The organism is Kitasatospora sp. NPDC127067, assembly GCF_042724755.1.
In the GTDB taxonomy this organism is placed as follows: Bacteria; Actinomycetota; Actinomycetes; order Streptomycetales; family Streptomycetaceae; genus Kitasatospora; species Kitasatospora lactacystinica.
In genome coordinates, this window is record NZ_JBHXEM010000007.1 from 45943 (window position 1) to 70294 (window position 24352).

General features: G+C 74.1%; 20 protein-coding genes and 1 tRNA gene. 17 read left to right on the top strand and 4 right to left on the bottom strand.

Features of this window, described 5'->3' with window-relative positions; genetic code table 11:
• The first annotated feature begins 1 nt into the window (after window position 1).
• The 10 genes from ACFWJ4_RS04955 (at window position 2) to ACFWJ4_RS05000 (ending at window position 9524) form a co-directional block, all read left to right on the top strand.
• Window positions 2–937 carry a GGDEF domain-containing protein gene (locus ACFWJ4_RS04955; protein ID WP_380539259.1) on the top strand — a complete coding sequence of 312 codons (936 nt, stop codon included), beginning with the start codon at window positions 2–4 and terminating at the stop codon, window positions 935–937.
• Between the two features lie 50 nt (window positions 938–987).
• A complete protein-coding gene (gene galU, locus ACFWJ4_RS04960) occupies window positions 988–1908 on the top strand; it encodes a UTP--glucose-1-phosphate uridylyltransferase GalU (RefSeq protein ID WP_359899794.1) in 921 nt (306 codons plus the stop codon).
• A gap of 34 nt (window positions 1909–1942) precedes the next feature.
• Entirely contained in the window at window positions 1943–3280 is a 1338-nt protein-coding gene (gene glp / locus ACFWJ4_RS04965; RefSeq protein ID WP_380539262.1) for a gephyrin-like molybdotransferase Glp, read from the top strand.
• Window positions 3281–3407: 127 nt separating this feature from the next.
• Window positions 3408–3848 carry a cyclic pyranopterin monophosphate synthase MoaC gene (gene moaC, locus ACFWJ4_RS04970; protein ID WP_380539405.1) on the top strand — a complete coding sequence of 147 codons (441 nt, stop codon included), beginning with the start codon at window positions 3408–3410 and terminating at the stop codon, window positions 3846–3848.
• A complete protein-coding gene (locus ACFWJ4_RS04975) occupies window positions 3845–4378 on the top strand; it encodes a molybdenum cofactor biosynthesis protein B (protein WP_380539265.1) in 534 nt (177 codons plus the stop codon). Before moaC ends, ACFWJ4_RS04975 begins: the two co-directional genes overlap by 4 nt.
• Window positions 4375–5001, top strand: coding sequence for a GNAT family N-acetyltransferase (locus tag ACFWJ4_RS04980; protein WP_380539408.1), 627 nt, complete (start codon window positions 4375–4377; stop codon window positions 4999–5001). Before ACFWJ4_RS04975 ends, ACFWJ4_RS04980 begins: the two co-directional genes overlap by 4 nt.
• Window positions 5002–5151: 150 nt before the next feature.
• Window positions 5152–6153, top strand: coding sequence for a hypothetical protein (locus ACFWJ4_RS04985; protein WP_380539268.1), 1002 nt, complete (start codon window positions 5152–5154; stop codon window positions 6151–6153).
• Between the two features lie 82 nt (window positions 6154–6235).
• A tRNA-Ala gene (locus ACFWJ4_RS04990) sits at window positions 6236–6309 on the top strand.
• Window positions 6310–6659: 350 nt separating this feature from the next.
• Window positions 6660–7862: a glycosyltransferase 87 family protein gene (locus ACFWJ4_RS04995; protein ID WP_380539271.1), complete on the top strand. Its 1203-nt coding sequence runs from the start codon at window positions 6660–6662 to the stop codon at window positions 7860–7862.
• Between the two features lie 42 nt (window positions 7863–7904).
• Entirely contained in the window at window positions 7905–9524 is a 1620-nt protein-coding gene (locus tag ACFWJ4_RS05000) for a DUF2079 domain-containing protein (RefSeq protein ID WP_380539274.1), read from the top strand.
• Between the two features lie 66 nt (window positions 9525–9590).
• Here ACFWJ4_RS05000 and ACFWJ4_RS05005 read toward each other — a convergent pair whose 3' ends face one another.
• Together ACFWJ4_RS05005 and ACFWJ4_RS05010 are read right to left on the bottom strand one after the other, a co-directional pair.
• Window positions 9591–10472, bottom strand: a complete 882-nt coding sequence (locus tag ACFWJ4_RS05005) for a peptidase (protein ID WP_380539277.1) — start codon at window positions 10470–10472, stop codon at window positions 9591–9593.
• A 2-nt stretch (window positions 10473–10474) separates the two neighbouring features.
• The gene (locus ACFWJ4_RS05010; protein ID WP_380539280.1) at window positions 10475–11803 is read right to left on the bottom strand and encodes a VWA domain-containing protein; all 1329 of its coding nucleotides are present in this window, start codon (window positions 11801–11803) and stop codon (window positions 10475–10477) included.
• Window positions 11804–11967: 164 nt separating this feature from the next.
• Between ACFWJ4_RS05010 and ACFWJ4_RS05015 the strand changes: the two genes are divergently transcribed.
• The 7 genes from ACFWJ4_RS05015 (at window position 11968) to ACFWJ4_RS05045 (ending at window position 20447) form a co-directional block, all read left to right on the top strand.
• Window positions 11968–12819 (top strand): ATP-binding cassette domain-containing protein, encoded by an 852-nt coding sequence (locus ACFWJ4_RS05015; RefSeq protein WP_380539283.1) that lies wholly within the window; start codon window positions 11968–11970, stop codon window positions 12817–12819.
• Window positions 12816–13502 carry an ABC transporter gene (locus ACFWJ4_RS05020; protein ID WP_359899775.1) on the top strand — a complete coding sequence of 229 codons (687 nt, stop codon included), beginning with the start codon at window positions 12816–12818 and terminating at the stop codon, window positions 13500–13502. Before ACFWJ4_RS05015 ends, ACFWJ4_RS05020 begins: the two co-directional genes overlap by 4 nt.
• A 171-nt stretch (window positions 13503–13673) precedes the next feature.
• A complete protein-coding gene (locus tag ACFWJ4_RS05025) occupies window positions 13674–14177 on the top strand; it encodes a DUF1269 domain-containing protein (protein WP_359899773.1) in 504 nt (167 codons plus the stop codon).
• A gap of 131 nt (window positions 14178–14308) precedes the next feature.
• A complete protein-coding gene (locus tag ACFWJ4_RS05030; RefSeq protein ID WP_380539286.1) occupies window positions 14309–15643 on the top strand; it encodes an FtsW/RodA/SpoVE family cell cycle protein in 1335 nt (444 codons plus the stop codon).
• 50 nt (window positions 15644–15693) lie between these two features.
• Window positions 15694–17148: a penicillin-binding transpeptidase domain-containing protein gene (locus ACFWJ4_RS05035; protein ID WP_380539411.1), complete on the top strand. Its 1455-nt coding sequence runs from the start codon at window positions 15694–15696 to the stop codon at window positions 17146–17148.
• A 177-nt stretch (window positions 17149–17325) separates the two neighbouring features.
• Complete coding sequence (locus tag ACFWJ4_RS05040; RefSeq protein ID WP_380539289.1) at window positions 17326–18885, top strand: amino acid permease; 1560 nt, start codon at window positions 17326–17328, stop codon at window positions 18883–18885.
• A 128-nt stretch (window positions 18886–19013) separates the two neighbouring features.
• Window positions 19014–20447, top strand: coding sequence for a glycosyltransferase 87 family protein (locus tag ACFWJ4_RS05045; protein WP_380539292.1), 1434 nt, complete (start codon window positions 19014–19016; stop codon window positions 20445–20447).
• A gap of 82 nt (window positions 20448–20529) precedes the next feature.
• Here ACFWJ4_RS05045 and ACFWJ4_RS05050 read toward each other — a convergent pair whose 3' ends face one another.
• Both ACFWJ4_RS05050 and ACFWJ4_RS05055 read right to left on the bottom strand, forming a co-directional pair.
• Window positions 20530–22278 carry a penicillin-binding transpeptidase domain-containing protein gene (locus ACFWJ4_RS05050; RefSeq protein ID WP_380354740.1) on the bottom strand — a complete coding sequence of 583 codons (1749 nt, stop codon included), beginning with the start codon at window positions 22276–22278 and terminating at the stop codon, window positions 20530–20532.
• Between the two features lie 186 nt (window positions 22279–22464).
• Complete coding sequence (locus ACFWJ4_RS05055) at window positions 22465–24273, bottom strand: dolichyl-phosphate-mannose--protein mannosyltransferase (RefSeq protein ID WP_380539295.1); 1809 nt, start codon at window positions 24271–24273, stop codon at window positions 22465–22467.
• Window positions 24274–24352: the final 79 nt, after the last annotated feature.

Sequence of the window (24352 nt, forward strand, 5' to 3'; positions counted from 1 at the left end):
ATTGACCACCCCGCTGCTGGTCCAGGCCCTGGCCGCACTGAGCGTCCCCGCACTGGCCGGCGCCACCGCCCTCGGACTGCGCGGACGGCGGGAGCGGGCCGGGGCCGCCGCCGGGGCCCAGCGGCTGCGCGGGCGGATCGCCGAACTGGAGGAGCGCTGCGCCGAGCTGGAGCGCACCGCCTCCTGCGACCCGCTCACCGGTGTGTGGAACTACCGCCACCTCCAGCTCACCCTGGACCGGGAGATCGAACGGGCCCGCCGCGCCGAGCACACCGAGCAGGCCGACGGCCCGCGCCCGCTCGCCGTGCTGATGCTGGCCATCACCGGCTTCGACGCGGTCGTCGCCGAGCACGGCCGGGGCCGGGCGGGCGCGGTGCTGCGCGACCTCGCCCAGCGGCTCGCGATGGAGATCCGCCGGGCCGACACCCTCGGCCGCTACGGCGGCGAGGAGTTCCTGGTGGTGCTGCCGGACACCGGGGCCGAGGGCGCCGCGCAGGTCGCCGAGCGGCTGGTCTGGTCGGTCCGCCGGCACCTGCTGCTGGACTGGTCCTCCGGCCCGCGCGAGTCCCGCCCCGCCGCCGGCAACGGCCTGACCGCCGCCGCCGGCATCGCCGTGCTGCCCGAGGACGGCACCCACGCGGCCGTCCTGCTGCGCGCCGCCGACGCGGCGCTCGCCGCGGCCCGGGCGGCCGGCGGCGACTGCTGGCGGCTCTCGTCCCGGCAGCCCGGGGAACCCGACCGCCCGGGAACCGATGGCCCCCGAACCGCCCGCTCCGAGCAGGCCGGTTGCCCGTCCGATCACGGACCGGATGCCGAACGTGACCGTTCGGGAAAGGCGGGTAGTCTGTCGGCCTGTGTCGGCCGGGACCCCCTCGCCCAGCCGGTCGCGACCCATACGCCAGCCACTGTGGCCGGGCCCCGCGACGTGCTGTCCTAGCCGCCGCCTGTGCTCGGCCGGGCGAAAACGTGCCTGAGTAAGGTAAACGCATGACGACGACCAACTCCCGAGTTCCGGTAACCAAGGCCGTGGTACCCGCGGCCGGACTGGGCACCCGCTTCCTCCCGGCGACCAAGGCCACCCCGAAGGAGATGCTCCCGGTCGTCGACAAGCCGGCGATCCAGTACGTCGTGGAGGAGGCCTCCGCCGCGGGCCTGTCCGACATACTGATGGTCACCGGCCGCAACAAGCGCGCCCTGGAGGACCACTTCGACCGCGCCTACGAGCTGGAGGAGCTGCTGGTCCGCAAGGGCGACGAGCAGCGCCTGGCCCGGGTCCGCGAGTCCGTCGAGCTGGCCAACATGCACTACGTCCGCCAGGGCGACCCGAAGGGCCTCGGCCACGCCGTCTCGGTCGCCGAGCAGCACGTCGCCGGCCAGCCCTTCGCCGTCCTGCTCGGCGACGACCTGATCGACCCGCGCGACCCGCTGCTCTCCCGGATGATCGAGGTGCAGCAGCAGCTCGGCGGCTCGGTCGTCGCCCTGATGGAGGTCGACCCCTCCCAGATCCACCTCTACGGCTGCGCCGCCGTCAAGGCGAACGGCTTCGGCGAGGACGTCTTCCAGGTGACCGACCTGGTCGAGAAGCCGGAGCCCGGCGAGGCCCCGTCCGCCTACGCCGTGATCGGCCGCTACGTCCTCGACCCGCTGGTCTTCGACGTGCTGCGGGAGACCCCGCCCGGCCGAGGCGGCGAGATCCAGCTGACCGACGCCCTGCGCGAGCTGACCAACCGCGAGGCCGCGGACGGCGGCCAGGTGCACGGCGTGCTCTTCAAGGGCCGTCGCTACGACACCGGCGACCGCGCCGACTACCTGCGCGCTATCGTCCGTCTGGCCGCCGAACGCGAGGACCTGGGCCCGGAGTTCCGCTCCTGGCTGCGGGAGTTCGTCGGCTCCGAGATGCAGGCCTGACGCAGGACCGACCACGACAGAGAGCGAGCCGCCGATGACCGGGTCCACCGAGCCCAGCACCACGCCCAGCGCCTGCTGCGACGCCGGAGCGGACCCGGCCCCGGCGGCCCCCCGCCTCTGGACGGTGGACGAGCACCTCGCCGACGTGCTGGCCGCGGTCGGGCCGCTGCCCGCGATCGAGCTCCAGCTGCTCGACGCCCAGGGCTGCCGGCTCGACGAGGACGTGATCGCCGACGGCGACCTGCCGCCCTTCGACAACAGCTCGATGGACGGTTACGCGGTCCGCATCGCCGACACCGAGGGCGCCACCGACACCTACCCGTCGGTGCTCTCGGTGGTCGGCGACATCGCGGCCGGCGCCGACGAGCTGCCCAGGGTCGGCCCCGGCCAGGCCGCCCGGATCATGACCGGAGCCCCGCTGCCGCCCGGCGCCCGGGCCGTCGCCCCGGTCGAATGGACCGACGGCGGCACCGGCACCGGGGTGGCCGCCGCCGCGATGACCGCGCCGGTCCCGGACGAGGAGGTCCGGGTCCTGCGCCCGGTCGCCGAGGGCGCGCACATCCGCCGCCGCGGCAGCGACGTCACGGCCGGCACCCGGGTGCTGGAGGCCGGCACCCGGCTCGGTCCCGCCCAGCTCGGCCTGCTCGCCGCGATCGGCCGGCCCACCGTGAAGGTCCGCCCGCGGCCCCGGGTCGTGGTGCTGTCCACCGGCAGCGAGCTGGTCCAGCCCGGCGAGCCGGTCGGCCCCGGGCAGATCGCCGACTCCAACAGCTTCACCCTCACCGCGGCCGCCCAGGAGGCCGGCGCCATCGCCTACCGGGTCGGCGCCGTCCCGGACGAGGCCGAGCGGCTGCGCGCCGTCCTGGAGGACCAGCTCGGCCGGGCCGACCTGATCGTCACCAGCGGCGGGGTCAGCGTCGGCGCGTACGACGTGGTCAAGGAGGTCTTCGAGTCCTACGGGGGCGTCGACTTCCGGCGCCTGCGGATGCAGCCCGGCAAGCCGCAGGGCTTCGGCCGGATCGGCGGCGCGGCCGGGGTGCCGCTGCTCGCCCTGCCCGGCAACCCGGTGAGCGCCTACATCTCCTTCGAGCTCTTCGTCCGTCCGGTCATCCGCACCATGCTCGGCGCCGCGCAGGTGCACCGCCCGGTCGTCCGCGCGCTCTGCCCGGCGGCGCTGCGCTCCCCGGCCGGCCGCCGGCAGTTCCTGCGCGGCCGCTACTCGGCGGCGGACGGCACGGTGGAGCCGGTGGGCGGCGCCGGGTCGCACCTGGTCGGCGCGCTGGCCCGGGCGAACTGCCTGATCACCGTCCCCGAGGACACCACCGCGCTGCCGGCCGGCAGCGCGGTGGACGTGGTGTTGCTGGACTCCTGATCGGCTCCCCGGACCGGGGAACGGTACGGTAGCGCGGTATTCGACCTGCGCGCCCCTGGAGTTCCCCGTGACGACACCTCCCCCCGGCGACCGCCTCACCCACGTCGACGACCAGGGCGCCGCCCGGATGGTCGACGTCTCCGAGAAGGCCACCACCGCGCGCACCGCGGTGGCGGCCGGCCGGGTGCGGGTCTCCCCGCGGGTGGTCGAGCTGCTGCGCGGCGAGGGCGTGCCCAAGGGCGACGCCCTCGCGGTGGCCCGGATCGCCGGGATCATGGGCGCCAAGAAGACCCCGGACCTGATCCCGCTCTGCCACCCGATCGCGGTCTCCGGCGTCAAGGTCGACCTCGCCGTCGCGGACGACGCGGTCGAGATCACCGCCACCGTGCGGACCGCCGACCGCACCGGCGTCGAGATGGAGGCGCTGACCGCCGTCGCGGTGGCCGGGCTGACCCTCGTCGACATGGTCAAGGCGGTGGACAAGGGTGCCACGATCGAGTCCGTCCGGGTGCTGAGCAAGACGGGTGGCAAGAGCGGCGACTGGTTCGCGCCGGAGGTGGACGCGTGACGGCGCCGGCCGGCGCGGTGCCCGCCGGGAGGGCGCTGGCCGTCACGGTGTCCAACCGGGCCTCGGCCGGGGTCTACGCGGACCGGGGCGGCCCGCTGCTGGTGGCCGGCCTGACGGCGATGGGCTTCACCGCCGACGGCCCCCGGGTCGTCCCGGACGGCGAGCCGGTGGAGGCCGTGCTGCGCGAGGCCGTCGCGGCCGGTTACGACGTGGTGCTGACCACCGGCGGCACCGGCATCTCGCCGATGGACCTCACCCCAGAGATGACCGCCCGGGTGATCGACCGGGTGGTCCCCGGCATCGCCGAGGCCATCCGTGCGTACGGCCGGGAGAAGGTGCCTACCTCGGCGCTCTCCCGCGGGCTCGCCGGGCTCGCCGGACGTACCCTGATCGTCAACCTGCCGGGCTCGACCGGCGGCGTCAGGGACGGCCTGGCCGTCCTGGAGCCGCTGCTCGCCCACGCCGTCGACCAGCTCGGCGGCGGGGACCACCCCCGGCCCGACGCCCCAGCGACCGGGAGAGCCCACTGAACGCCGGCTGGCCGGTAGAACTCCACGAGGGGGACGTCGTGCTGCGCCCCATCCGGGCGCGCGACCAGCGCGAGTGGCAGGAGGTGAGCCGCCGCAACCGGGACTGGCTGCGCCGCTGGGAGGCCACCGTGCCGCCCGGCCCGGCGGGTCGGGCGAGCGGCCCCCGGCCGACGTACCGGCAGATGGTCCGCTTCCTGCGCGGCGAGGCCTCGGCCGGCCGGATGCTGCCCTTCGTCGTGCTCCACAAGGGCCGTCTGGTCGGCCAGTTGACCGTCGGCGGGATCACCTGGGGCTCGATGTGCTCGGCGAACATCGGGTACTGGGTGGACGAGGGCGTGGCCGGCCGCGGCATCATCCCGACCGCCGTGGCGCTTTCGGTGAACCACTGCTTCCGCACGCTCGGACTGCACCGGATCGAGGTCTGCATCCGCCCGGAGAACGGCCCGAGCCGGCGCGTGGTGGAAAAGCTCGGCTTCCGCTCGGAGGGAATCCGGCCGCGCTATCTCCACATCGACGGCGACTGGCGCGACCACCTCGTCTACGCGCTGACCGACGAGGAGGTCCCGGAGGGGATGCTGGAGCGCTGGCGGGCGCTCAGTTCCGGGCGCGAGCGCAGTAATTGAATACATGTTCGAAAGAAATATCGATATGGCATCGGAGGGGCACCGGACCCCCACAAATAGCGGCAAAATAGTCGGAGAATCAGCTTGATCACACGACACGCCGCGCCAAATTGCTGCCAGGCCTTCCCCGGCGCCCGTACGGTGTGAATCGTGAGCAGTAGCGGCCTTATCTACGCCGTCATCGTAGGGGCCTGGGCCGCCTATCTGGTGCCGATGTGGCTCCGCAGGCAGGACGAACTCAACGAGGCGCGCCCGACGGAACGCTTCAGCACCGCCATCCGCCTGCTGGCCGGGCGTTCGGGGCTGGAACGGCGGGCGGCCCGGGCCCTGGGCGACGAACCGCGTGACGGCGAACAGAGCGACGACGGTCCTCCCGAACGGGACGGGACCTCCTCCGGCGACCCCGCGCGGGAGCCCGAACCCCCGGTGCGGCGCCCGGCCGAACGGCCGGCCCCCGAGCCGGGGGCCGGTACCGAACGCCGGGCGCGGCTGCTGGCCCGCCGGCGCCGGATGGTCACCGCCCTCTTCTTCTCCTTCGCGCTCGGCGCGGTGGTCGCCGCGGTGGCCGGACTGGCCTTCCTCTGGGTGCCGGCGGTCCCGGCGGTCCTCCTCACCGTGTACATCGGCCACCTGCGCAAGCTGGAGCGCCAGCGGTACGAGGTGAAGCTCGACCGGGTCCGGGCCGCCCAGGCGGCCGAGCGGCTGCGCAAGCGCGAGCAGCAGCGTGCCGAGGCCGCGGCGCCCGGCGCCGCCCCGGCCGAGGCCCCCGCCGCCGCGGAGCCCGCCCCGGCCGCGCCCGCCGGAGGGCGGGCCGCGCGCCGACCGCACCTGCGGCTGGCGGCCGACCCGGAGCAGGCCACCGTCTCGGTGTCCTCCGCCTCCGCGGTGGCCGAGGCGACCGAGCACGAGGAGTGGGTCGACGGCATGCGCGAGCGCGGAGCGGCCGGCCCGGACTCCTGGGAGCCGGTGCCCGTCCCGCTGCCCACCTACGTGACCGCCCCGGTCGCCCCCCGGGTCTCCCGCGGCCTCGACCTGTCGGCCCCCGGCACCTGGACCGCCGGGCGCCCCGCCGAGTCCCGCAAGACCCCGCTGTTCGACCAGTACGCCGAGCCGCACGCCCCCGAGTCGCGCCCGCGCGCGGCCAACGAATAGCCCGGGCCGCCCCCCGACCGGCACCGCGACCCGGGGGGTGGTCACGGACCCCCTCCGAAAGGTGCTAGAGTTTCTTCTCGTTGGGGCTGTGGCGCAGTCCGGTAGCGCACCTCGTTCGCATCGAGGGGGTCAGGGGTTCGAATCCCCTCAGCTCCACCCAACGGACCGGCTCAGGCCGGTCGACGAAATCCCGCCGGGAGGCAACTCCCGGCGGGATTTCGCGTTTTGGGCTCCAGGCCCGGGGCCGCCGCCGCCCGGAGTCCGCTGTGGGGGAGATCACATCACCCTTCCGGGCCCGTTTCTGACGCGGTTTGGGGCTCGGAGGGGTCGGTTATGGTGGGTGGGCCCAGACGCTGACGAGGGAACGATCTGGTCTATCTCAACGGGGTGCCATCGCGGTGCGCGAGTTCGGTCTGAAACGGTGGGTGCGGCGGTCGGGTCCGGAGAATCCCGGAGGCGCAGCGGAAACCGGAAGACCGAATTCCTGGACCCTCCCGGCGGTCTGCGTGGCGGCGGTGTCACTGGCGGTGTTCGCCTGGTTCCGGCACAGCCACGGGGCCACCATGGTCGACATGCTGGTCTACCGGGCCGAGGGCCAGGCCGTCGTCCGCGGCGAGGACCTCTACGCGATGCGGCTGCCCGGCTGGGACCTGCCGGCCACCTACCCGCCGTTCGCGGCGATGCTCTTCGTGCCGAGCACCTGGTTCGACGTGAGCACCCTGCGCGTCCTGGTGATGCTCCTCAACTACGCGCTGCTCGCCGCGGCCGTGCACCTGTCGCTCAAGCTGGCCGGCTGGCCGAAGCAGCACCGGGCGGCCGTGGTGATCCTGGCGACCGGCCTGGGCATCTGGCTGGAGCCGGTCTTCACCACCTTCCAGTACGGGCAGGTCAACCTCGGCATCCTCTGCCTGGTCCTGTGGGACCTGACCCGCCCGGACCGCCACCGCCTCAAGGGCGTGGGCATCGGCCTGGCCACCGCCATCAAGATCACCCCGGGCCTGTTCGCCGTCTACCTGTTCCTGACCGGCCGGGTCCGGGCCGCCCTGGTCTCGGCCGGCACCTTCCTGGCGGCGGGCCTGATCGGCTGGGCCGTGCTGCCCGACGCCTCGTACGGGTTCTGGACCACCTACCTCTGGGACCCGAGCCGGGTCGGCGTGACCGTCCTGGTGGACAACCAGTCGCTGCGCGGCGCCGTCTGCCGGCTGCTGGACGTCAACGACCCGGGCCTGGTCGGGCTGATCGCCTCGGCGCTGGTCGCGACCTTCGGGCTCGGCGTCGCGGTGCTGGCCGGGCGCTCCGCGCGGGTGCTGCGCCGGGCCGACGCCTGGGGCGCGGTCTGCGCCGCGCTCACCGCGCTGCTGGTCTCGCCGATCAGCTGGACCCACCACTGGGTCTGGTGCATCCCGCTCCTCGCCCTGCTGGCGGTGGAGGCCAGGACCACGGCCCGGAGGGTGCTGTTCGGCCTGACCCTGCTGGTCTTCCTCTCGCACATCATGTGGACGGTGCCGCACCGCTGGGGCCGCGGGGTCGCCTGGTACTGGCAGCTGCCCGGCGCGATCTACCCGCCGATCGCCATCGCCGTCCTGGTCGTCCTGGGCGTGCGGCTGTACCGCGCCCGGCGGCAGGCCGTGGAGGCCGCCGGCGGAGGGGTCCGGGCCCTGCTGGGCGCCAGGCTGGACCGCGATCCCGCACTGACGAACCGGACCTGACGGCCGGACCCACGGACCCAGACCGGACGGATCGGACCCGACGTGACCACCCAGACCGCACCCCCGCCGCCGGCCGCCGCCGTGCCCGCCGCCCGCCGGCTGGCCGAGGCCGTCCTGCTCGGCCCGGCCCGGCGCACCCTGCTGCTCACCGCGCTCTGCTTCGCGGTGACCTGCGCCATCGGCCTGCAGGGCTGGACGTCCGTGTCGCTCGGCGGCTTCGACCTCGGCATCTTCGACCAGGGCGTGCGCGGCTACGCCCACTTCGGGCTGCCCGTCTCGACGCTGAAGAGCTTCCACCACGAGTTCCCGCCCGGCTTCTCGCTGCTCGGCGACCACTTCTCGCCGGTGCTGGCACTGCTCGCCCCGCTGTACTGGATCTGGGACGACCCGCGCTCGCTGATCATCGGGCAGTCGCTGCTGTTCGCGGCCGGGGTGCCGCTGATCCGGCGGATCGCCGGGTACGCCTTCGCCGCCGCCGAGCCGCGCACCGCCCGCCGGGCCGCCGACCTGGCCGGCCTGGTGTACGGCCTCGGCTGGCCGCTGCTGGTCGCCGCCCGGGTGGGCTTCCACGAGGTCGCCTTCGCGGTGCCGCTGACCCTGCTGATGCTGGAGCGCGGGCTGGCCCGCCGGTACGGCACGGTGGTGCTCGCCGCCGTACTGCTGTGCTGCACCAAGGAGGACCTCGGCCTGATGGTCGGGGCGTACGGCCTGGTGCTGCTGCTGCGCACCCGTCGTACGGAGGACCGGGCGGGCCGCCTCACCGGCCTGGGGCTGCTGCTGGGCGGGCCGGTCGCCTCGGCCGTCGCCATCACCTGGCTGATCCCGGCGATGGGCGGGCAGCCGGGCTACTACTGGAACTACGGCTCGCTCGGCACGGACGGCGGGGACGCGCTGCGCAACCTGCTGCACGACCCGTTCCTGCTGGTGCAGGCCGCCTTCGACCAGCCGCTCAAGCCGCTGCTGCTGCTGTGGCTGTTCGGCACCACGCTGCTGCTGCCGCTGCGCTCGGCCAGCGTGCTGTGCGCGCTGCCGCTGCTGGCCGAGCGGATCCTGTCCAGCAACCCCAACCACTGGTCGATCGCCCGGCACTACGACTCGCTGCTGTGGCCGATCCTGCTCACCGCCGCGATCGAGGTGCTGGGCCGGCTGAGCGCCGCCGGGCGGCCGGAGCGGAGCGTGCGGCGGGCCCGCCGGCTCGGCCTCGGCGCGGCCGGGATCGCGCTGGCCGCCGCGGTGCCGATCGGGCTGCTGCCGCTGGCCGTACCGTCGTCCTGGGCGCCGAAGGCGAGCGAGGCGGCGCTGGTGCGGGCGGCCGCGCTGATCCCGGACGGGGCGTCCGTCGAGGCGGACAACCAGATCGCGCCGCGGCTGACCGCCCGGGCGGACGTGGTGCTGGTCGACGGTACGCCGCGCGGGCGCGAGTACGTGCTCACCCGGGGCGACAAGCGGTCCTTCCCGTTCAAGACGGACAAGGAGCAGGCCGAGCGGATCCGGCTGCTGCTGGCGCACGGCTACCGGCAGCTGTGGGCCGAGGACGGGGTGGTGCTGCTGCACCGGGAGGGCGACGAGCCGATCCCCGGCGAGCACGTGCCGGGGCCGGGCAGCGAGCCGGTCCAGGACGAGGTCCCGTCCGACGTGGGGCACAACCTCTTCCGCGGCTGACAGCCGCCACCCGAACACGCCGCGGGGCCGGCCGGAACGACGTCCGGCCGGCCCCGCGGGGGTACCTCAGGGGCGGTCGGAGCCGTTGTAGCTGCCGCTCTGGTGGGAGCCCTGGGCCGGGACGGCGCCGTAGTGGCCCGGCCGGTGACCGCGCGGGTGCCGGGTCAGCTTGTAGCCGAGGACGCCGGCCAGCGCGGCCAGGAAGCCGCCGGCGATCGTCCAGTACCAGCGGCTGTTCCAGCCGGAGAACCAGCCGGTGTACCAGTGCTCCTCCTGGGCGACCGGGGCGGCCGCCTTGGCCGTGCTCGCGCCGCCGCCGACCGGCGGGACCAGCGGGGCCTTCAGCTCGCCGCCCTCCGGCTGGGCGTTGTCGGCGTCGCCCTTGGCGGCGACGTGCAGCTGGACCGAGGAGGCCAGGCCGAGGTCCGGCTGCGGGACGTCGCTGACCGACAGCCGCACGTAGTAGGTGCCGGGCAGCGGGTCGCCGGACCACGGCTCGGCCCAGGTGCGGACCTCGCGCAGGGTGCAGTTCAGCGCCAGGGCGGCCGTGCTCTGCTCGGCGGTGGCGTTCTGGGTGCCGGCGGTGCACGACTGGCGCCGGCGCAGCCCGTCGAAGACCTCGACGGACCAGGTCTGCGGGCCGTGCCGGTCGGCCGTGGGGGCCAGGTTGACGGTCAGGTCGACCGTCGGGGTCTGGCCCTCGGAGGCGCCGAAGGCCCAGTACAGGTAGTCACCGGTGGAGACGGAGACGTTGGCGTCCTGGCCGGGGGAGAGGTTGACCGCGGTCAGGAACGAGGTGCCGGCCTTGGTCGCCGGGGCCGGGGTGCCGTTGGCACTCGCCGAGGGGGACGGCGAGGCGGCCGAGGCCGCCGGGGCGCCCAGGGCGCTCAGGGCCAGGGCGGGCAGCAGGGCGAGGGCGGCGAGGGCGCCGCGAATCGTCGTACGCATGGTCAGTTCTCCCGCCAGACGGCGATCCGCCAGCGCGCGATCCAGCCGAAGACCAGACCGAAGGCCAGGCCGGCCAGGGTGAGGGTGAGCAGCAGGATCCAGCCGCGGCCGAGGCCCATCGCGGCGCCCTCCGGGGCGGGCGAGGCGGAGGCCAGGTCGACGGTCAGCTCCAGCGGCATGCCGGGGTCGGCCAGGACGCCGTTCTGCGGGGCCAGCGAGTTGCTGACGACCAGGCAGACGGTGGTCTCCGGCTTCTCCTTGGAGCCCTTCGAGGCGGTGGGGCTCGCGGTGACGTAGCCCTTGGAGTCGTCGGTGGACCAGCGCAGGCCGGTGGAGACCACGTCGGTGCGGCCGCTGCCGGCGTCGGTGCCGCGGACCAGCTCCTGGCCGGTCGCGCTGGTGGCCTGGAGCAGCACCCCGTAGTCCCGGGCGACCGGGCGGTCGAGGGCGACGCTGACCGAGGCGCGCAGTTCCTGGCCGGACTTGACCGGGACCTTGTAGACGCGGTGCTCGGAGAACTTCTCGCGGTCGGTGTAGACGCCCGGGGCGAGCACGGGGGCGCTCTCGCACTTGTCGGTGCCGGCGGTCTTGACCGGGGCCACCGTGTAGGTGTCGTTGGAGCGGTCGACCAGCTGCTTCACCTTGTCGGTGAGCTGCTCCTGGGTGCGGACGTCGGTGTAGGTGCCGCCGGTCGCGTTGGCGATGCAGAGCAGCTGCTGGCGGGTCTTGTCGTCGTGGGCCAGTCCCAGGGTGTCGACCACCAGGTGGATGCCCTGGGAGGCGAGCTCGCGGGCGACGTCGCACGGGTCGGGCGGGGTGCAGGTGTCCTCGCCGTCGGTGATCAGCACCACGCGACGGGTGGTCTCGCCCTTGCCGAGGTCCTGGGCGGCGCCGCGCAGGGCCAGACCGATCGGGGTCCAGCCGGTGGGCCGCAGGGTGGCGACGGCGGTCTTGGCCTCGACCTTGTTGGTCCTGCCGACCGGGAAGAGCTGCTTGGTGTCCAGGCAGCCCTGGGCCTTGTCGTTGCCGGGGTAGTTCGCGCCCAGGGTGCGGATGCCGAACTCGGTCTCCGCGGGCAGCGCGTCGATCACCTCGTTCAGCGACTGCTGGGCCACCGAGATGCGGCTCTTGCCCTGGATGTCCGTGGCGGTCATGGAGCCGCTGACGTCCAGGACGAGGTCGACCCGGGGGGCCTCCTTGGATGCGGGGGCGGCCCCGGCTGATGGTTCGTCGGCGTGGGCGGGCAGGCCGAGGAGCAGCGAGGCGCCCGTTATCGCCAGGGCCGCCAGCAGGCTGCCGAGCCTGGTCTGTGGTCGTCGTCCGGTAGTCACCCGGCCGATCCTAGGGATCATCAGTTCATCGTGGCGAAACGAGTCCGGATCGTGCCTCAACCAGCTCCGGCGCGAACTCCGGCGCATCGGTGCGCAATTCGCTGACGCCGGGCTTACGCGTCGTGGATAGCCTTCCGTACGCATCGGACGGCGGAGGGGGCGCGATGGAGCTGGCGGCGGTCGGCAAGCGGTACGGGCGGCGCGGGCGGTGGATCCTGCACGGGGTGGACCTGGCGGTCGGGCCGGGGGAGTTGGTGCGGATCGCCGGGCGCAACGGGAGCGGCAAGTCGACGCTGCTGCGGCTGGTCGCCGGGATCGAGCGGCCGAGCACGGGGCGGGTGGTGCGGCCCGGCCCGGCGGCGTACGTGCCCGAGCGCTTCCCGCCGGCGCTGCCCTTCGACGCCTCCTCCTACCTGCTGAGGGTGGGCCGGGTGCACGGGCTGTCGGCGGAGCGGGCGCGGCGGCGGGCGGGGGAGTGGCTGGACCGGTTCGGCGTCGCGGACCGGGCGGGCACGCCGCTGAGCCGGCTGTCGAAGGGCACCTGCCAGAAGGTCGCGGTCGCCCAGGCACTGCTCCCCGAGGCGCGGGTGCTGCTGCTGGACGAGGCCTGGACCGGGCTGGACCCGCAGGCGCGGGCGGTGCTGGACGAGGCGGCCGCCGAGCGGGCGGCGGCGGGCGGCACGGTGCTGTTCGTCGACCACGACCCGGCCCGGCTGGCCGGGCTGACCAGCGCCGCCTACGGGGTCGGCGCGGACGGCGTGCTGCGGCCCGTCGAGGACGGTCCCCAGGAGCCGCCGCGGGACGGGCCGGTGATGGAGGTCGAGGTGGACGTCCCGGACGGCGCCCCGCTTCCTCCGCTGCTGCCGGGGGCGCCGGAGGTCACCGTGCTGGCCGGGACGGCGGTGCGGCTGGCGGTGCCGGCCGCGCACTCGGACGCGCTGCTGCGCCGGCTGCTGCTGGGCCGCCCGGCCGTCCGGGTGCTGGCGGTGCGGCGGCGCGAGGAGGAGCAGCGGTGACGGCGCGGATCGGGGCGCTGACCCGGTACCACCTGGAGTTGCTGCTGCGCTCGCACGCCTGGCTGCCGCCGTTCCTGGCGTACGCGCTGCTGCTGGTGGTCGGGGTGGCGGCGGGCGATCCGCTGCTGGGCGGCCTCGGCTTCGGCGCGGGGGTGCTGCTGCCGGTGAGCGCCTGGTACGTGCGCAGCGTGCTGAGCGCGGAGCCGCCGGCCTCGCGGGCCTGCCTGGTGGCGGCGGCGGGCCCGGTCCGGGTCCACCTGGGTGCGCTGCTGGCGGCGCTGACGGTGTCGCTGGTGCTGGCGGCCGGCCAGGTGGCGGCGGTCTGGTGGACCAGTGGGCCGGTGGCCGACCCGGGGGCGCGGCAGGAGCCGGGGGCCGGGGCGGCGGTGGCGGCCGGTCTTGCGGCCTCGGTGGTCAGCGCGCTGCTGGGGGTGCTGGCCGGGGCGCTGGCGAACCGTCCGGTGCTGCTCCGCCCGCAGTACGGCATCCCGACGGCGCTGGGGCTGGCCACGCTGCTGCTGGTGGTGCCGGTCTCGCCGGCCAACACGGCGGTGCGCGGCCTGGTGTCGGCGGCCCGGACCGGACGGATCGAGGTGCCGTGGGCGAGCCTGTCGGCCGCCGTCGTCCTGCTGGCCGCGGTGGGGGCGGGGGTGGCGGCGCTGGCCGGGCGGCGGCCGGAGTGACGGCCCCGGGACGGACCGGCGGGCCCGGGCGATTCCGCGAACGGCGGACACACCGCAGCGAATAGTCCTACATATGGATAACCCTCGCTAGGGTGCGGAATCGGGACACGGTGCCACCGCGGTGGCACCGGGACCCGGCCGGCCTGTCAGACACCCTGGAAGGACCCCGCAGTGAGCAACCTCTTCGCGATCGCCTACCCGGACCTCGCCACCGCCCAGGCGGTGCGCGACGAGGCGATCGGGCTCCAGAAGCAGAAGCTGATCGAGCTGGAGGACGCGGTCGTCGTCGAGCGTCGCGCGGACGGCAGGATCAAGCTGCACCAGCAGGTCAGCACGACCGGGGCGGGCGCCGCGAGCGGCGCGCTCTGGGGCGGGGTCATCGGTCTGCTGTTCTTCATGCCCCTGGTGGGCGCGGCGGTCGGCGGTGCGACGGGGGCGGCGGTCGGCGCCTCCACCGACATCGGGGTGGACGACGACTTCATGCGCCAGGTCGGCGAGCACCTCCAGCCCGGTACCGCCGCGGTGTTCCTGCTGGTGCGCAAGGCGACCGCCGACAAGGTCGTCCCGGCGCTGGCCCGGTTCGGCGGCCGGATCATCCAGACCTCGCTCTCGGCCGAGGCCGAGGCCGAGCTGAAGGCGACCGTCGAGGCCTCCCGGGCCCAGGCCGCCGTCTGACCCTCCGCCCGACCGCCGCTCCCGTCGGGGCGGACCGGCCCCGACGCCGGTCCGCCCCGATCGGCATCCCCCGGCCGGCGGCACCGGGCCCTTCCCGATCCCCAGGACGGTCCGTGGCGACACCCTCCGCCGTGTCGAGATCCGCCGCCGGGCCGAGCCGGCCGGTGCCGACCGGACGCACCACCGAGCTCGTCCTGGTGGTCGGCGCCGTCCTGATCGCCGTGTTCGGCTACGTCGAGGTCGGCGTCGACCTGGACGGCCGCGTCCCGGCCGACGCGGCCGAGTACGGTGCCGCGCTCGGCGTGCTCGCCCTGGCGGCGCACGCCGTGGTCCGGTGGCGGGCCCGGTACGCGGACCCGCTGCTGCTGCCGATCGCGGTGCTGCTGAACGGGATCGGGCTGGTGGTGATCCACCGGCTCGACCGGGCCACCCCGGGACGCGCCGCCGCCCCCACCCAGCTGCTCTGGTCGGCCCTGGGGGTGGCGCTGTTCATCGCCGTGGTGCTGCTGGTGCGCGATCACCGGCGGCTGCAGCGCTACGCCTACATCGGGGCGCTGGTGGCCCTGGTCCTGCTGGTGCTGCCGATCTTCTTCCCGCCGGTGTACGGCTCCCGGATCTGGATCGTGATCGGGCCGCTCTCCTTCCAGCCCGGGGAGTTCGCCAAGATCCTGCTGGCGGTCTTCTTCGCCGCCTACCTGGCGGTGCACCGGGACGCGCTGGCGCTCACCGGCCGCCGGATCCGGCGCCTGCAGCTGCCGCCGGGGCGGGTGCTCGGGCCGGTGCTGCTGATCTGGGCGGCGTTCGTCGGCGTCCTGGTGCTGGAGACCGACCTCGGCACCTCGCTGCTGTTCTTCGGCCTGTTCGTGGTGATGCTCTACGTGGCCACCGCGCGCACCGGCTGGATCGCCATCGGCCTGGGCCTGGCCGCGGTCGGGGCGGTGACGGTGGGACGGCTGTCGCCGCACGTGCACAGCCGGGTCACGGACTGGCTGGACCCACTGGGCTCGATCGAGGCGGGCCGGGGCGCCAACCAGATCGCCCAGTCGCTGTTCGCCTTCGCCTGGGGCGGTGAGCTGGGCACCGGGCTCGGCAACGGGCACTCGGTGCTGATCGGCTTCGCCGCCAAGTCGGACTTCATCCTCGCCACCATCGGCGAGGAGCTCGGGCTGACCGGGCTGATCGCGGTGTTCCTGCTGTACGCGGTGCTGGTCTCGCGGGGCTTCCGGACCGGCATCGCGCTGCGCGACCCGTTCGGACGGCTGCTGGCGATCGGGCTGGCCGCGATCGTCGGCCTCCAGGTGTTCGTGGTGGCGGGCGGGGTGCTCGCGCTGATCCCGCTGACCGGGATGACCATGCCGTTCATCGCCCAGGGGGGTTCCTCCGTGGTCACCAACTGGATCATCGTCGCGCTGCTCGTGCGGATGAGCGACATCGCGCGCGGGCCCGGGCCCCAGGAGGTCCGGTGACGCGCGTCCGGCCCCGGGGCAACGGCCCGCAGGGGCTGCCGGGCATCTCGGTGACCGGGCGGCGGGCGGGCACCTTCTGCCTGCTGCTGGTCGCGGCGCTGTGTGCCCAGGCCACCCGGGTGCAGGTGTTCCAGGCGAAGGACCTCGACCGCAACAGCGCCAACCAGCGGCTCACCATCGAGCGGTACGCCCGGCCGCGCGGCGACATCCTGGTCGGCGCGGACCCGGTGACCGGCTCCGTACCGACCGGCGGCCGGTACGCGTACCGGCGCAGCTACACCGACGGCCCGACCTACGCGGCCGTCACCGGCTTCGCCTCGCAGGCGTACGGCACCACCCAGCTGGAGGGGACCGAGGACGAGCTGCTGACCGGCACCGACGGCCGGCTGACGGGCTGGTCGGCCTGGGACGCCGTGGCCCGCCGGCAGCACCCCGGCGGGGACGTCCACACCACGCTGAACCGGGCCGCCCAGCAGGCCGCTATGCGCGGGCTCGGCGACCGGAAGGGCGCGGTCGCCGCGATCGAGCCGGCCACCGGGCGGATCCTGGCGCTGGCCAGCACGCCCTCCTACGACCCAAGCGCCTTCGCCGGGCACGGCGCCGACGACCAGGAGGCCTGGAACCGCCTGCGGGCCGACGCCGACGAGCCGATGCTCAACCGGGCGCTGCGCCAGACGTACCCGCCGGGCTCGACCTTCAAGGTGGTCACCGCCGCGGCCGCGCTGGCCGACGGGGTGGTCACCGACCCGGACGCGCCGACCGGGGCGCCCTTCCCGTACGTGCTGCCCGGCACGACCACGCCGCTGGTCAACGACACCCCGGTCTGCGACCGGCCGGGCCTGTCGCTGGCCGCCGCGATGACCGCCAGCTGCAACAGCGTGCTCGGCTACCTGGGGGTGCGGACCGGGCTGGACCGGATGGCCGCGATGGCCGCGAACTTCGGCTTCAACGACCCGGGACTGGACGTCCCGGTGCGCGCGGCCCGGTCGAACTTCGACACCCGGATGGACGAGTCGCAGCTGGCGCTCTCCTCGATCGGGCAGTTCGACACGGCGGCCACCCCGCTGACGATGGCGATGGTCGCGGCGGGGGTCGCCAACGACGGGACGGTGATGCGTCCACAGCTTGTGGACAGGCTGACCAGGAGCGACGGCACCACCGTGCAGCAGATGCGGCCGTCCGTGTACAAGCGGGCGATGACCCCGGCGGTGGCCGCGCAGGTGCGCGGGCTGATGACGGACGTGGTGGAGAACGGCACCGGCGGCAACGCCCGGATCGCCGGGGCGGTGGTCGGCGGCAAGACCGGGACGGCCCAGCACGGGGTGGACAACAGCGGGACGCCGTACGCCTGGTTCATCGCCTGGGCCGGGCCGGCCGGCTCGGACGCGGTGCCGCCGGTGGCGGTGGCCGTGGTGGTCGCGGACAGCGGGGCCACCGATGTGACGGGTGGTGCCCTGGCCGCGCCGATCGCCCGGTCGGTGATGCGGGCGGTGCTCGGCGGGTGATCGCCGCAGGGCGCCGGCCTGCTGCTTTAATCGCCGGGAGGTAGAAGCGCCGTTTACGAAGTGTCCGGTTTGTACATCACTGTGCGCCAATTCGGACAATGCGCCGGTTGGGACTGTTCGTTTGCGACACTGGTGCTTTCGCCGGGTACTGTCCCATGTTTGTTCGGTTGATCCCCGATGGCACCCCAGGGTGTTTCGGGTGACCAGCCACCAGGACACCCTCCCCCGCCCAGAAGGACCGCAGTTTTGGCCAGCAACACCCTTGGTGCGCGTCTGCTGCGACGCAAGCCCGTCTCGACACTGATCGCCGAGACCGAAGGCAAGAACTCCCTCCCGGCCGGTGCGCCCGAGGAGGGCGGGCGCTCCGGCATCCACCTGCGCCGCTCGATCGGGCTGTGGCAGCTGTCCTCGATCGGCATCGGCGCCACCATCGGCACCGGCATCTTCTTCGTGCTGAACACCGCGGTGCCCTCGGCCGGCCCGGCCGTCATCCTGTCCTTCGTGATCGCCGCGGTCACCGCCGGACTCACCGCGCTCTGCTACGCCGAGATGGCCTCCGCGATCCCGGTCTCCGGCTCCTCGTACTCCTACGCCTACGCCACCCTCGGCGAGGGCGTCGCCTTCGGCGTCGGCATCTGCCTGCTGATGGAGTACGGCGTCTCCGCCTCCGCGATCGCGGTGACCTGGGCCGAGTACCTGAACAAGTTCTTCGACCTGGCCTTCGGGTTCACGATCCCCGAGGAGCTCTCCGGCGCGCCGGACAGCACCCACTGGTTCAACCTGCCGGCGCTGCTGCTGGTCGCCATGGTCTGCGTCCTGCTGATCCGCGGCGTCAGCGAGTCCGTCAAGGTCAACGCGGTGATGGTCGCGATCAAGATCCTGATCCTGCTGATGTTCATCGGCGTGGCGCTCACCGGCTTCCACTCCGGCAACCTGAGCCCGTTCATGCCGCTCGGCTTCAGCGGCGTCCAGATCGCCGCGTCCAGCATCTTCTTCTCCTTCATCGGCCTGGACGCCGTGTCCACCGCCGGCGAGGAGGTCAAGAACCCGCGCCGCACCCTGCCGATGGCGATCATCATCTCGCTGGTCGTGGTGACCCTGCTCTACATCCTGGTCGCCCTGGCCGGCATCGGCGCCCAGCCCTGGCAGAAGTTCGACGGCCAGGAGGCCGGCCTCGCCCAGATCCTCCAGGACATCACCGGCCAGAGCTGGCCCGCGATGGTCTTCGCCTTCGGCGCGATCGTCTCGATCTTCAGCATCACCCTCGTGGTGATCTACGGCCAGACCCGCATCCTGTACTCGATGGGCCGCGACGGCATGCTGCCCAAGCGCTTCGCCCAGCTCTCCCCGCGCACCGGCACCCCGATCTGGAACACCATCGTGGTGGGCCTCGGCGTCGGCGCGCTGGCCGCGTTCATCCCGCTGCGGGTCCTGGCCGACATCACCAGCCTGGGCACGCTCATCGCCTTCTCGGTGGTCTCGATCGGCGTGATCGTGCTGCGCCGCACCCAGCCCGACCTGCCGCGCGGCTTCAAGGTGCCCGGCTACCCGGTCGTCCCGCTGATCAGCGTCGGCTTCTGCATCTACCTGATCACCGGCCTGCACGCCGACACCTTCCGGGCCGGGGCGATCGCCCTCGCCGTCGCCCTGGTCGTCTACTTCGGCTACAGCATCAGGCACTCCCGGCTGGAGCAGGCCGAGCAGCCGTCCGTGTCCTCGGACAGCTCCGCCGACTGACCCGGAAGCAAAACCCCGGTGAAGGGCCGCCGGCCGCCGAGGCGGCCGACGGCCCTTTTCCCGCCAACGCCCGCCCGGTGTCCAACGCCATGGCGACAGGGCCCGGCTCCCACCCATAACCTTCCACCATGGTGAGCACCCGCACGCCCGGCTACTTCCGCCCGCGCGGCCGCTTCACCGGCCGCAGCAGAACGCCGGCCCAGACCTCCGCGACCGAGGCGTCGTCCGGACCCGGACGACCGCCGCGCGGCTTCTCCGTCCGCCCCTTCCCCCGACAGCGTGGCGAGAGCACCTTTCCGCCCACGCCCGATCGGCTGAACGGCGCCCGGCTCGCCGGGCTCGCCTCGATGCGGACCGTCCAACTCCTCGGCTGCCTGGTCGCGGCCGGCTGGGCCGCCGCCTTCCCGCTCGTGTCCGACCTGGCCAACCAGCGGCTGTGGGGCCTGATCGCGGCCCCCGCCTACGTCCTGGCCGGACTGCTCTGCCTGACCCTGCCGCGTCGCCTCGCGGCCCGCGCCGCCGCCTCGGTCGCCCTCGTCGGGGCCGTCCTGGTCCCGCTGGCCCTGCTCGCCCTGAACGGTCGCCACCAGTCCGAGGTCATGGTGGTCGAACGCTCGGCCCACCTGCTGCTCACCACCGGCACCGCGTACCTGCCGCACCCGGTGGTGGTCACCGACTACAACCCGTACCTGCCGGCGATGTCCCTGTTCGGGATGCCGCGCCAGCTGCTCGGCGACTCCACCGCCTTCGCGAGGGTCGCCGGGGACGCCCGGATCTGGTTCGCGCTGACCTTCTTCGTCTGCCTGCTGGCCGCCTGGCGGCTGCTGCGGCCCGCCCGCCCCGGCGGCGGCGACCCGCGCGCGCCGCTGCTGCCGCTGGCCGTCCTCACCGCCTCGCCGCTGATAGCGCTCGCCCTGGCGGTCGGCGGGGTGGACCTGCCGCTGATCGGGGTCTGCTGCCTGGCCATGGCGCTCGCCGAGCGGGACCGCACCGTCGGCGCCGGACTGGTGCTCGCCCTCGCCTGCACCCTGAAGTGGACGGCCTGGCCCGCGCTGCCGGTCGCCGTCCTGCTGCTCTGGCGGCTGTACGGCCGCCGCCCCGCGGCCCGGACCGCGCTGATCGGGGTCGGGGTGAGCACGCTGGTGATCCTGCCCTCCGCGCTGGCCCAGCCGGACGCGCTGCGCGAACAGGTGGTGCGCTTCCCGCTCGGGATGACGGCGATCCGCACCCCGGCGGGCAGCCCGCTGCCCGGCAAGGTGCTGGCCGGCTTCGGGCCGACCGGGCACGCGATCTCGCTGGCGCTGATGACCGTGGCCCTGGTCGCGGTGGCGATCTGGCTGCTGGCCCGGCCGCCGGTCTCCGCGATCGCCGCGGCGGACCTGCTGGCCGCCGGGCTCGCCATCGCCTTCATGCTGGCCCCGGCCGGGCGGTTCGGGTACCTGGCGCTGCCGGTGGTGCTGATGATCTGGCCCCGGCTGGCGGCCCGCCGCTGGAGCAGCCGGCGCCCGGTCCCGCCCGGCCGGGTGCGGGGGAGGCCGCAGCCCGCGCTGCCGCGCGGCTGAGAAAGCACGGGCCCGCCCTGCCGTGAGGCCGGGCGGGCCGTTCGCTCGGGGGCCGTTCGCCCGGGGCCGTCTGCCCGGGGGCCTACCGGCCGGCGGCCTTCAGGATGGAGGCGACGGCCGGGCCGGCCGCGTCCACGCCGTGGCCGCCGCCCTGGACCTCGGCGGCCACCGCGAGGTTGCCCCGGTAGGCGGTGAACCAGCTGTTGGTGACGTCGACCCCGGCGACCTCGGCCGAGCCGGTCTTGGCGCCCGCGTTGTCGGTGATGCCGGCCATCACCTCCTTGGCGGTGCCGCCGGTGGCGGTGGCCGCCATCATCGCCTTCAGCTTGGCGTCCACGTCGGGGGAGAGCGGGCGGGCGGCCTTCTGCTGCGGCAGCTCCGCCACCAGGATCGGCTGCTTGAACTCGCCGCTCTGCACGGTGGCGGCGACCGAGGCGATGGCCAGCGGGTTCATCTGGACCTTGCCCTGGCCGATGTAGTTCATGGCCTGCTCGTCCTTGCTGCCCGGCGTCGCCGGCACCTTGCCGTCGGTGTTGGGCAGGCCGGTCTTCCACTCCAGGCCGATGCCGAACACGTCCTTGGCCGTGCCGGACAGCGTCTCGGGCTTGAGGCTGGCCAGGCCCTGATTGATGAAGGCGGTGTTGCAGGACATCATGAAGTCCTGCTGGAGCGTGTTGTTCGGGAAGGCACCCGGGAACGAGTTCGGGATCGGGTGCGCGTTGCCGCTCTTCTCCGGACAGGCCACCACGGTGTCCGGGTTGACCCCGTTCTCCAGCAGCGCCGCCGAAGTGATGATCTTCATCGTCGAACCCGGCGCGAGCAGCCCGGTGAAGGCCCGGTTCTGTCCGTTGGCCGGCGAGTTGGCGAAGGCCAGCACCTGACCGGTGCTCGGCTCGATCGCCACGACGGAGGCCGGCTTGCCGCCCAGGTCGGTCATCGCCTTCTCGGCGGCGGCCTGCAGGGTGTTGTCGATGGTCAGCTTGAACGGCTTGCCGGGCTTCGGCTCGACGATGGTGAACAGCTTGTCCTGGGCGCCCTTGCCGGCCGGGTCGGAGATCACCACGGCGCTGCCCGCGTCCTGGTCCTTGGCCGGGTCCGGCGGCAGCAGCTTGTTGGCGTTCTCCTGGAGGGTGGTCATCAGCGCCTGGGTGAGCGAGGCGCCCTGGACCGGCTTGCCGTTGCGGTCCACCACCGTGGACGGCGGGGCGAAGACCGGCTGGACGGCGATGGTCTCGTTGCCGGACAGGTGCGGGTGGATCACCGACGGCGCCCAGTGCACGGCCGGGGTGTTGTCGCTCATCTTCACGACGCCGAGGAAGCCCTGGTAGTCCCAGGCCCGGCTGGTGCCCGCGAACTCGGCGCGCGCCTTGTAGGACATCAGGGTGCCGGTGGGGCCGGGCGTGGCGGTGGCGGACGGCGTGTCGGTCGCACCCGGCGTCGCGGAGGCCCCGGCGGACGGCTTGGCGGCGGGGGCGGGGGTGCCGGTGGCGGCGGAGAAGACCTGCTGGGTGGTCGGGCCGAACGGGGTGAGGGTCAGCGCGCTCGGCTTGACCTGGTCGCGGAAGGCGGTCAGACCGGCCGTGGCCGCGGCCGGGTCGTCGGTCAGCGACGCCGCCTTGGCGATGTCGCCGGCCGCCCAGGCCGTCAGGAAGTCCTTCAGACCGGCTGTCGCCTGCTCGGCCGACGGCGGCTCGGCGACCACGGTGCGCGGCTTCTTGCCGCCGGAGCCGCCGTCCGAGTCGTTCATCAGGCTGTACGCGCCGTAGCCGCCGCCCGCGAGGACGGCGATGGACACGCCGGTGATGATGCCGATCTTCGCGCCACTGCGCATGGTGCAGGTCCCCCAGGGGTCTCGCGGCCGGGCGCAACCGGCCGGGGCCGGAAACGCGGTACCCCCCCACCCTAGGCAGCACGGATCGGTGCGCCGGCGAATCGCCCGGCACTTGTGACGGATCTGGTACGTGTTGTGCACCGCATACGGACGAATCGCGGGAACCCGGTGTGCCCCCGGGGCGGATCAGATCCAGGTGTTGAACCACATCCGGCGGCGCCAGTCCTCCAAGGGGATGGTCTGCCCGGTGAACAGCGGGAAGAAGAAGAGGAAGTTCCAGAGGATCAGCAGGATCAGCAGGCCGGCCGCCGCGGAACCGATGATCCGGCGGTCCCGGGAGGCGCCGGGCGGCCCGATCAGCGCGCCGATCAGCATGGTCACCGCGAGCACCAGGAACGGGACGAAGACCACCGCGTAGAAGAGGAAGATCGTCCGCTGCTGGTAGGCGAACCAGGGCAGGTAGCCGGCGGCCAGGCCGCAGAGCAGCGCGCCGGCCCGCCAGTCCCGCCGGGCCGCCCAGCGCCACAGGCAGTAGGCCAGCGCCACGAGGCCCGTCCACCACAGCAGCGGGGTGCCGATGCCCAGCACCTCGCGGGCGCAGTCGGCGGCGGTGCAGCCGGCCTGGCCGTACTTGGGGGACTCGTAGAAGAAGGACACCGGCCGGCCCAGCACCAGCCAGGACCACGGGTTGGACTGGTAGGTGTGCGGGTCGCTCAGGCCGACGTGGAAGTCGTAGACCGTCGAGTGGTAGTGCCACAGGGAGCGCAGGGCCCCGGGTATCCACGGGAAGTCGGTGGAACGGCCGACCGCCCAGTCCCGGCCCCAGCCGCCCTGGCCGGGGGCGGTGCTGCTGGCGAACCAGCCCCACCAGGACGCGATGTAGACCGCGACCGACACCACGACGACCGAGACGAAGGCCGGCACCACGTCCCGGGCGAGCACCGCCAGGAACGGGCGCGGGGCGCCGGCCAGACGGCGGGCGCCGACGTCCCAGAGCACCGTCATCAGGCCGAAGGCCGCCGCCACGTACAGGCCGCTCCACTTGGTGGCGCAGGTCAGGCCGACGCAGACGCCGGCCGCGATCCGGTACGGGCGCCAGCCCAGGTTCAGCCGCTGGGCGAGCCGCGGGTCCTCGACGCCGCCCAGCCTCCGGGCCAGCAGGGCCCGGGTGCGGTCGCGGTCCAGCAGCAGGAAGCCGAAGGCGGCGAGGGTCCAGAACATCACCACCAGGTCGAGCAGGGCGGCCCGGCTGAGCACCAGGTGCAGGCCGTCCACCGACAGCAGCAGGCCCGCCACGCAGCCCAGCAGGGTGGAGCGGAACATCCGGCGGGCGATCCGGGCCACCATCAGCACCGACAGGGTGCCGAGCAGGGCCACCGCGAACCGCCACCCGAAGGGGTTCATGCCGAACAGCTGCTCGCCCGCACCGATGATCCACTTGCCCACCGGCGGGTGCACCACGTACGAGGGCGTCGTCCGGTACGGGACGGCCGCGCCCGGCGTCATGATCGTGGCGTTGGCGTCCTCCGGCCAGCTGATCTCGTAGCCGCCGTGCCAGAGCGCGTACGCGTCCTTGGCGTAGTACGTCTCGTCGAAGATGATCGCGTGCGGCTGCCCGAGGTTCGTGAACCGCAGCAGGCCGGCGAACACCGCCACCGCGACCGGGCCGAGCCAGCCGGCCCAGCGGCAGAGGAAGAACCACAGGCCCTGCGGCAGCGAGACGCCCATCCGCAGCAGCAGCGGCGACTGCGGCACGTCCCGGGGCGTCACCCGGGGGCCGTCCGGCATCGGCGGCGCCAGGCGCTCGGTGAGCGTCGCCGTGGCGCGGGCGGTCCAGCCGTACCCGGCCAGGCGCTCGCGCCAGCCGGCCGGCCCGGACCGCGGCGCGGGCCCGGCCTGGGGCGAGCGGGGGGACGGCAGGCCGACACCGCCGTACGCGGAGTGGTCCGTACCAGTGGGCGTCTGGGCCGCCGTGTCGCCGTTCATCCGCCACATCGTAGGGGCGCTCTTCGTACGCGTGTCCGCTCCCTCGGAAGCTGACCGAATCGTCACCAAAAGCCCCGGGCGCGCGACA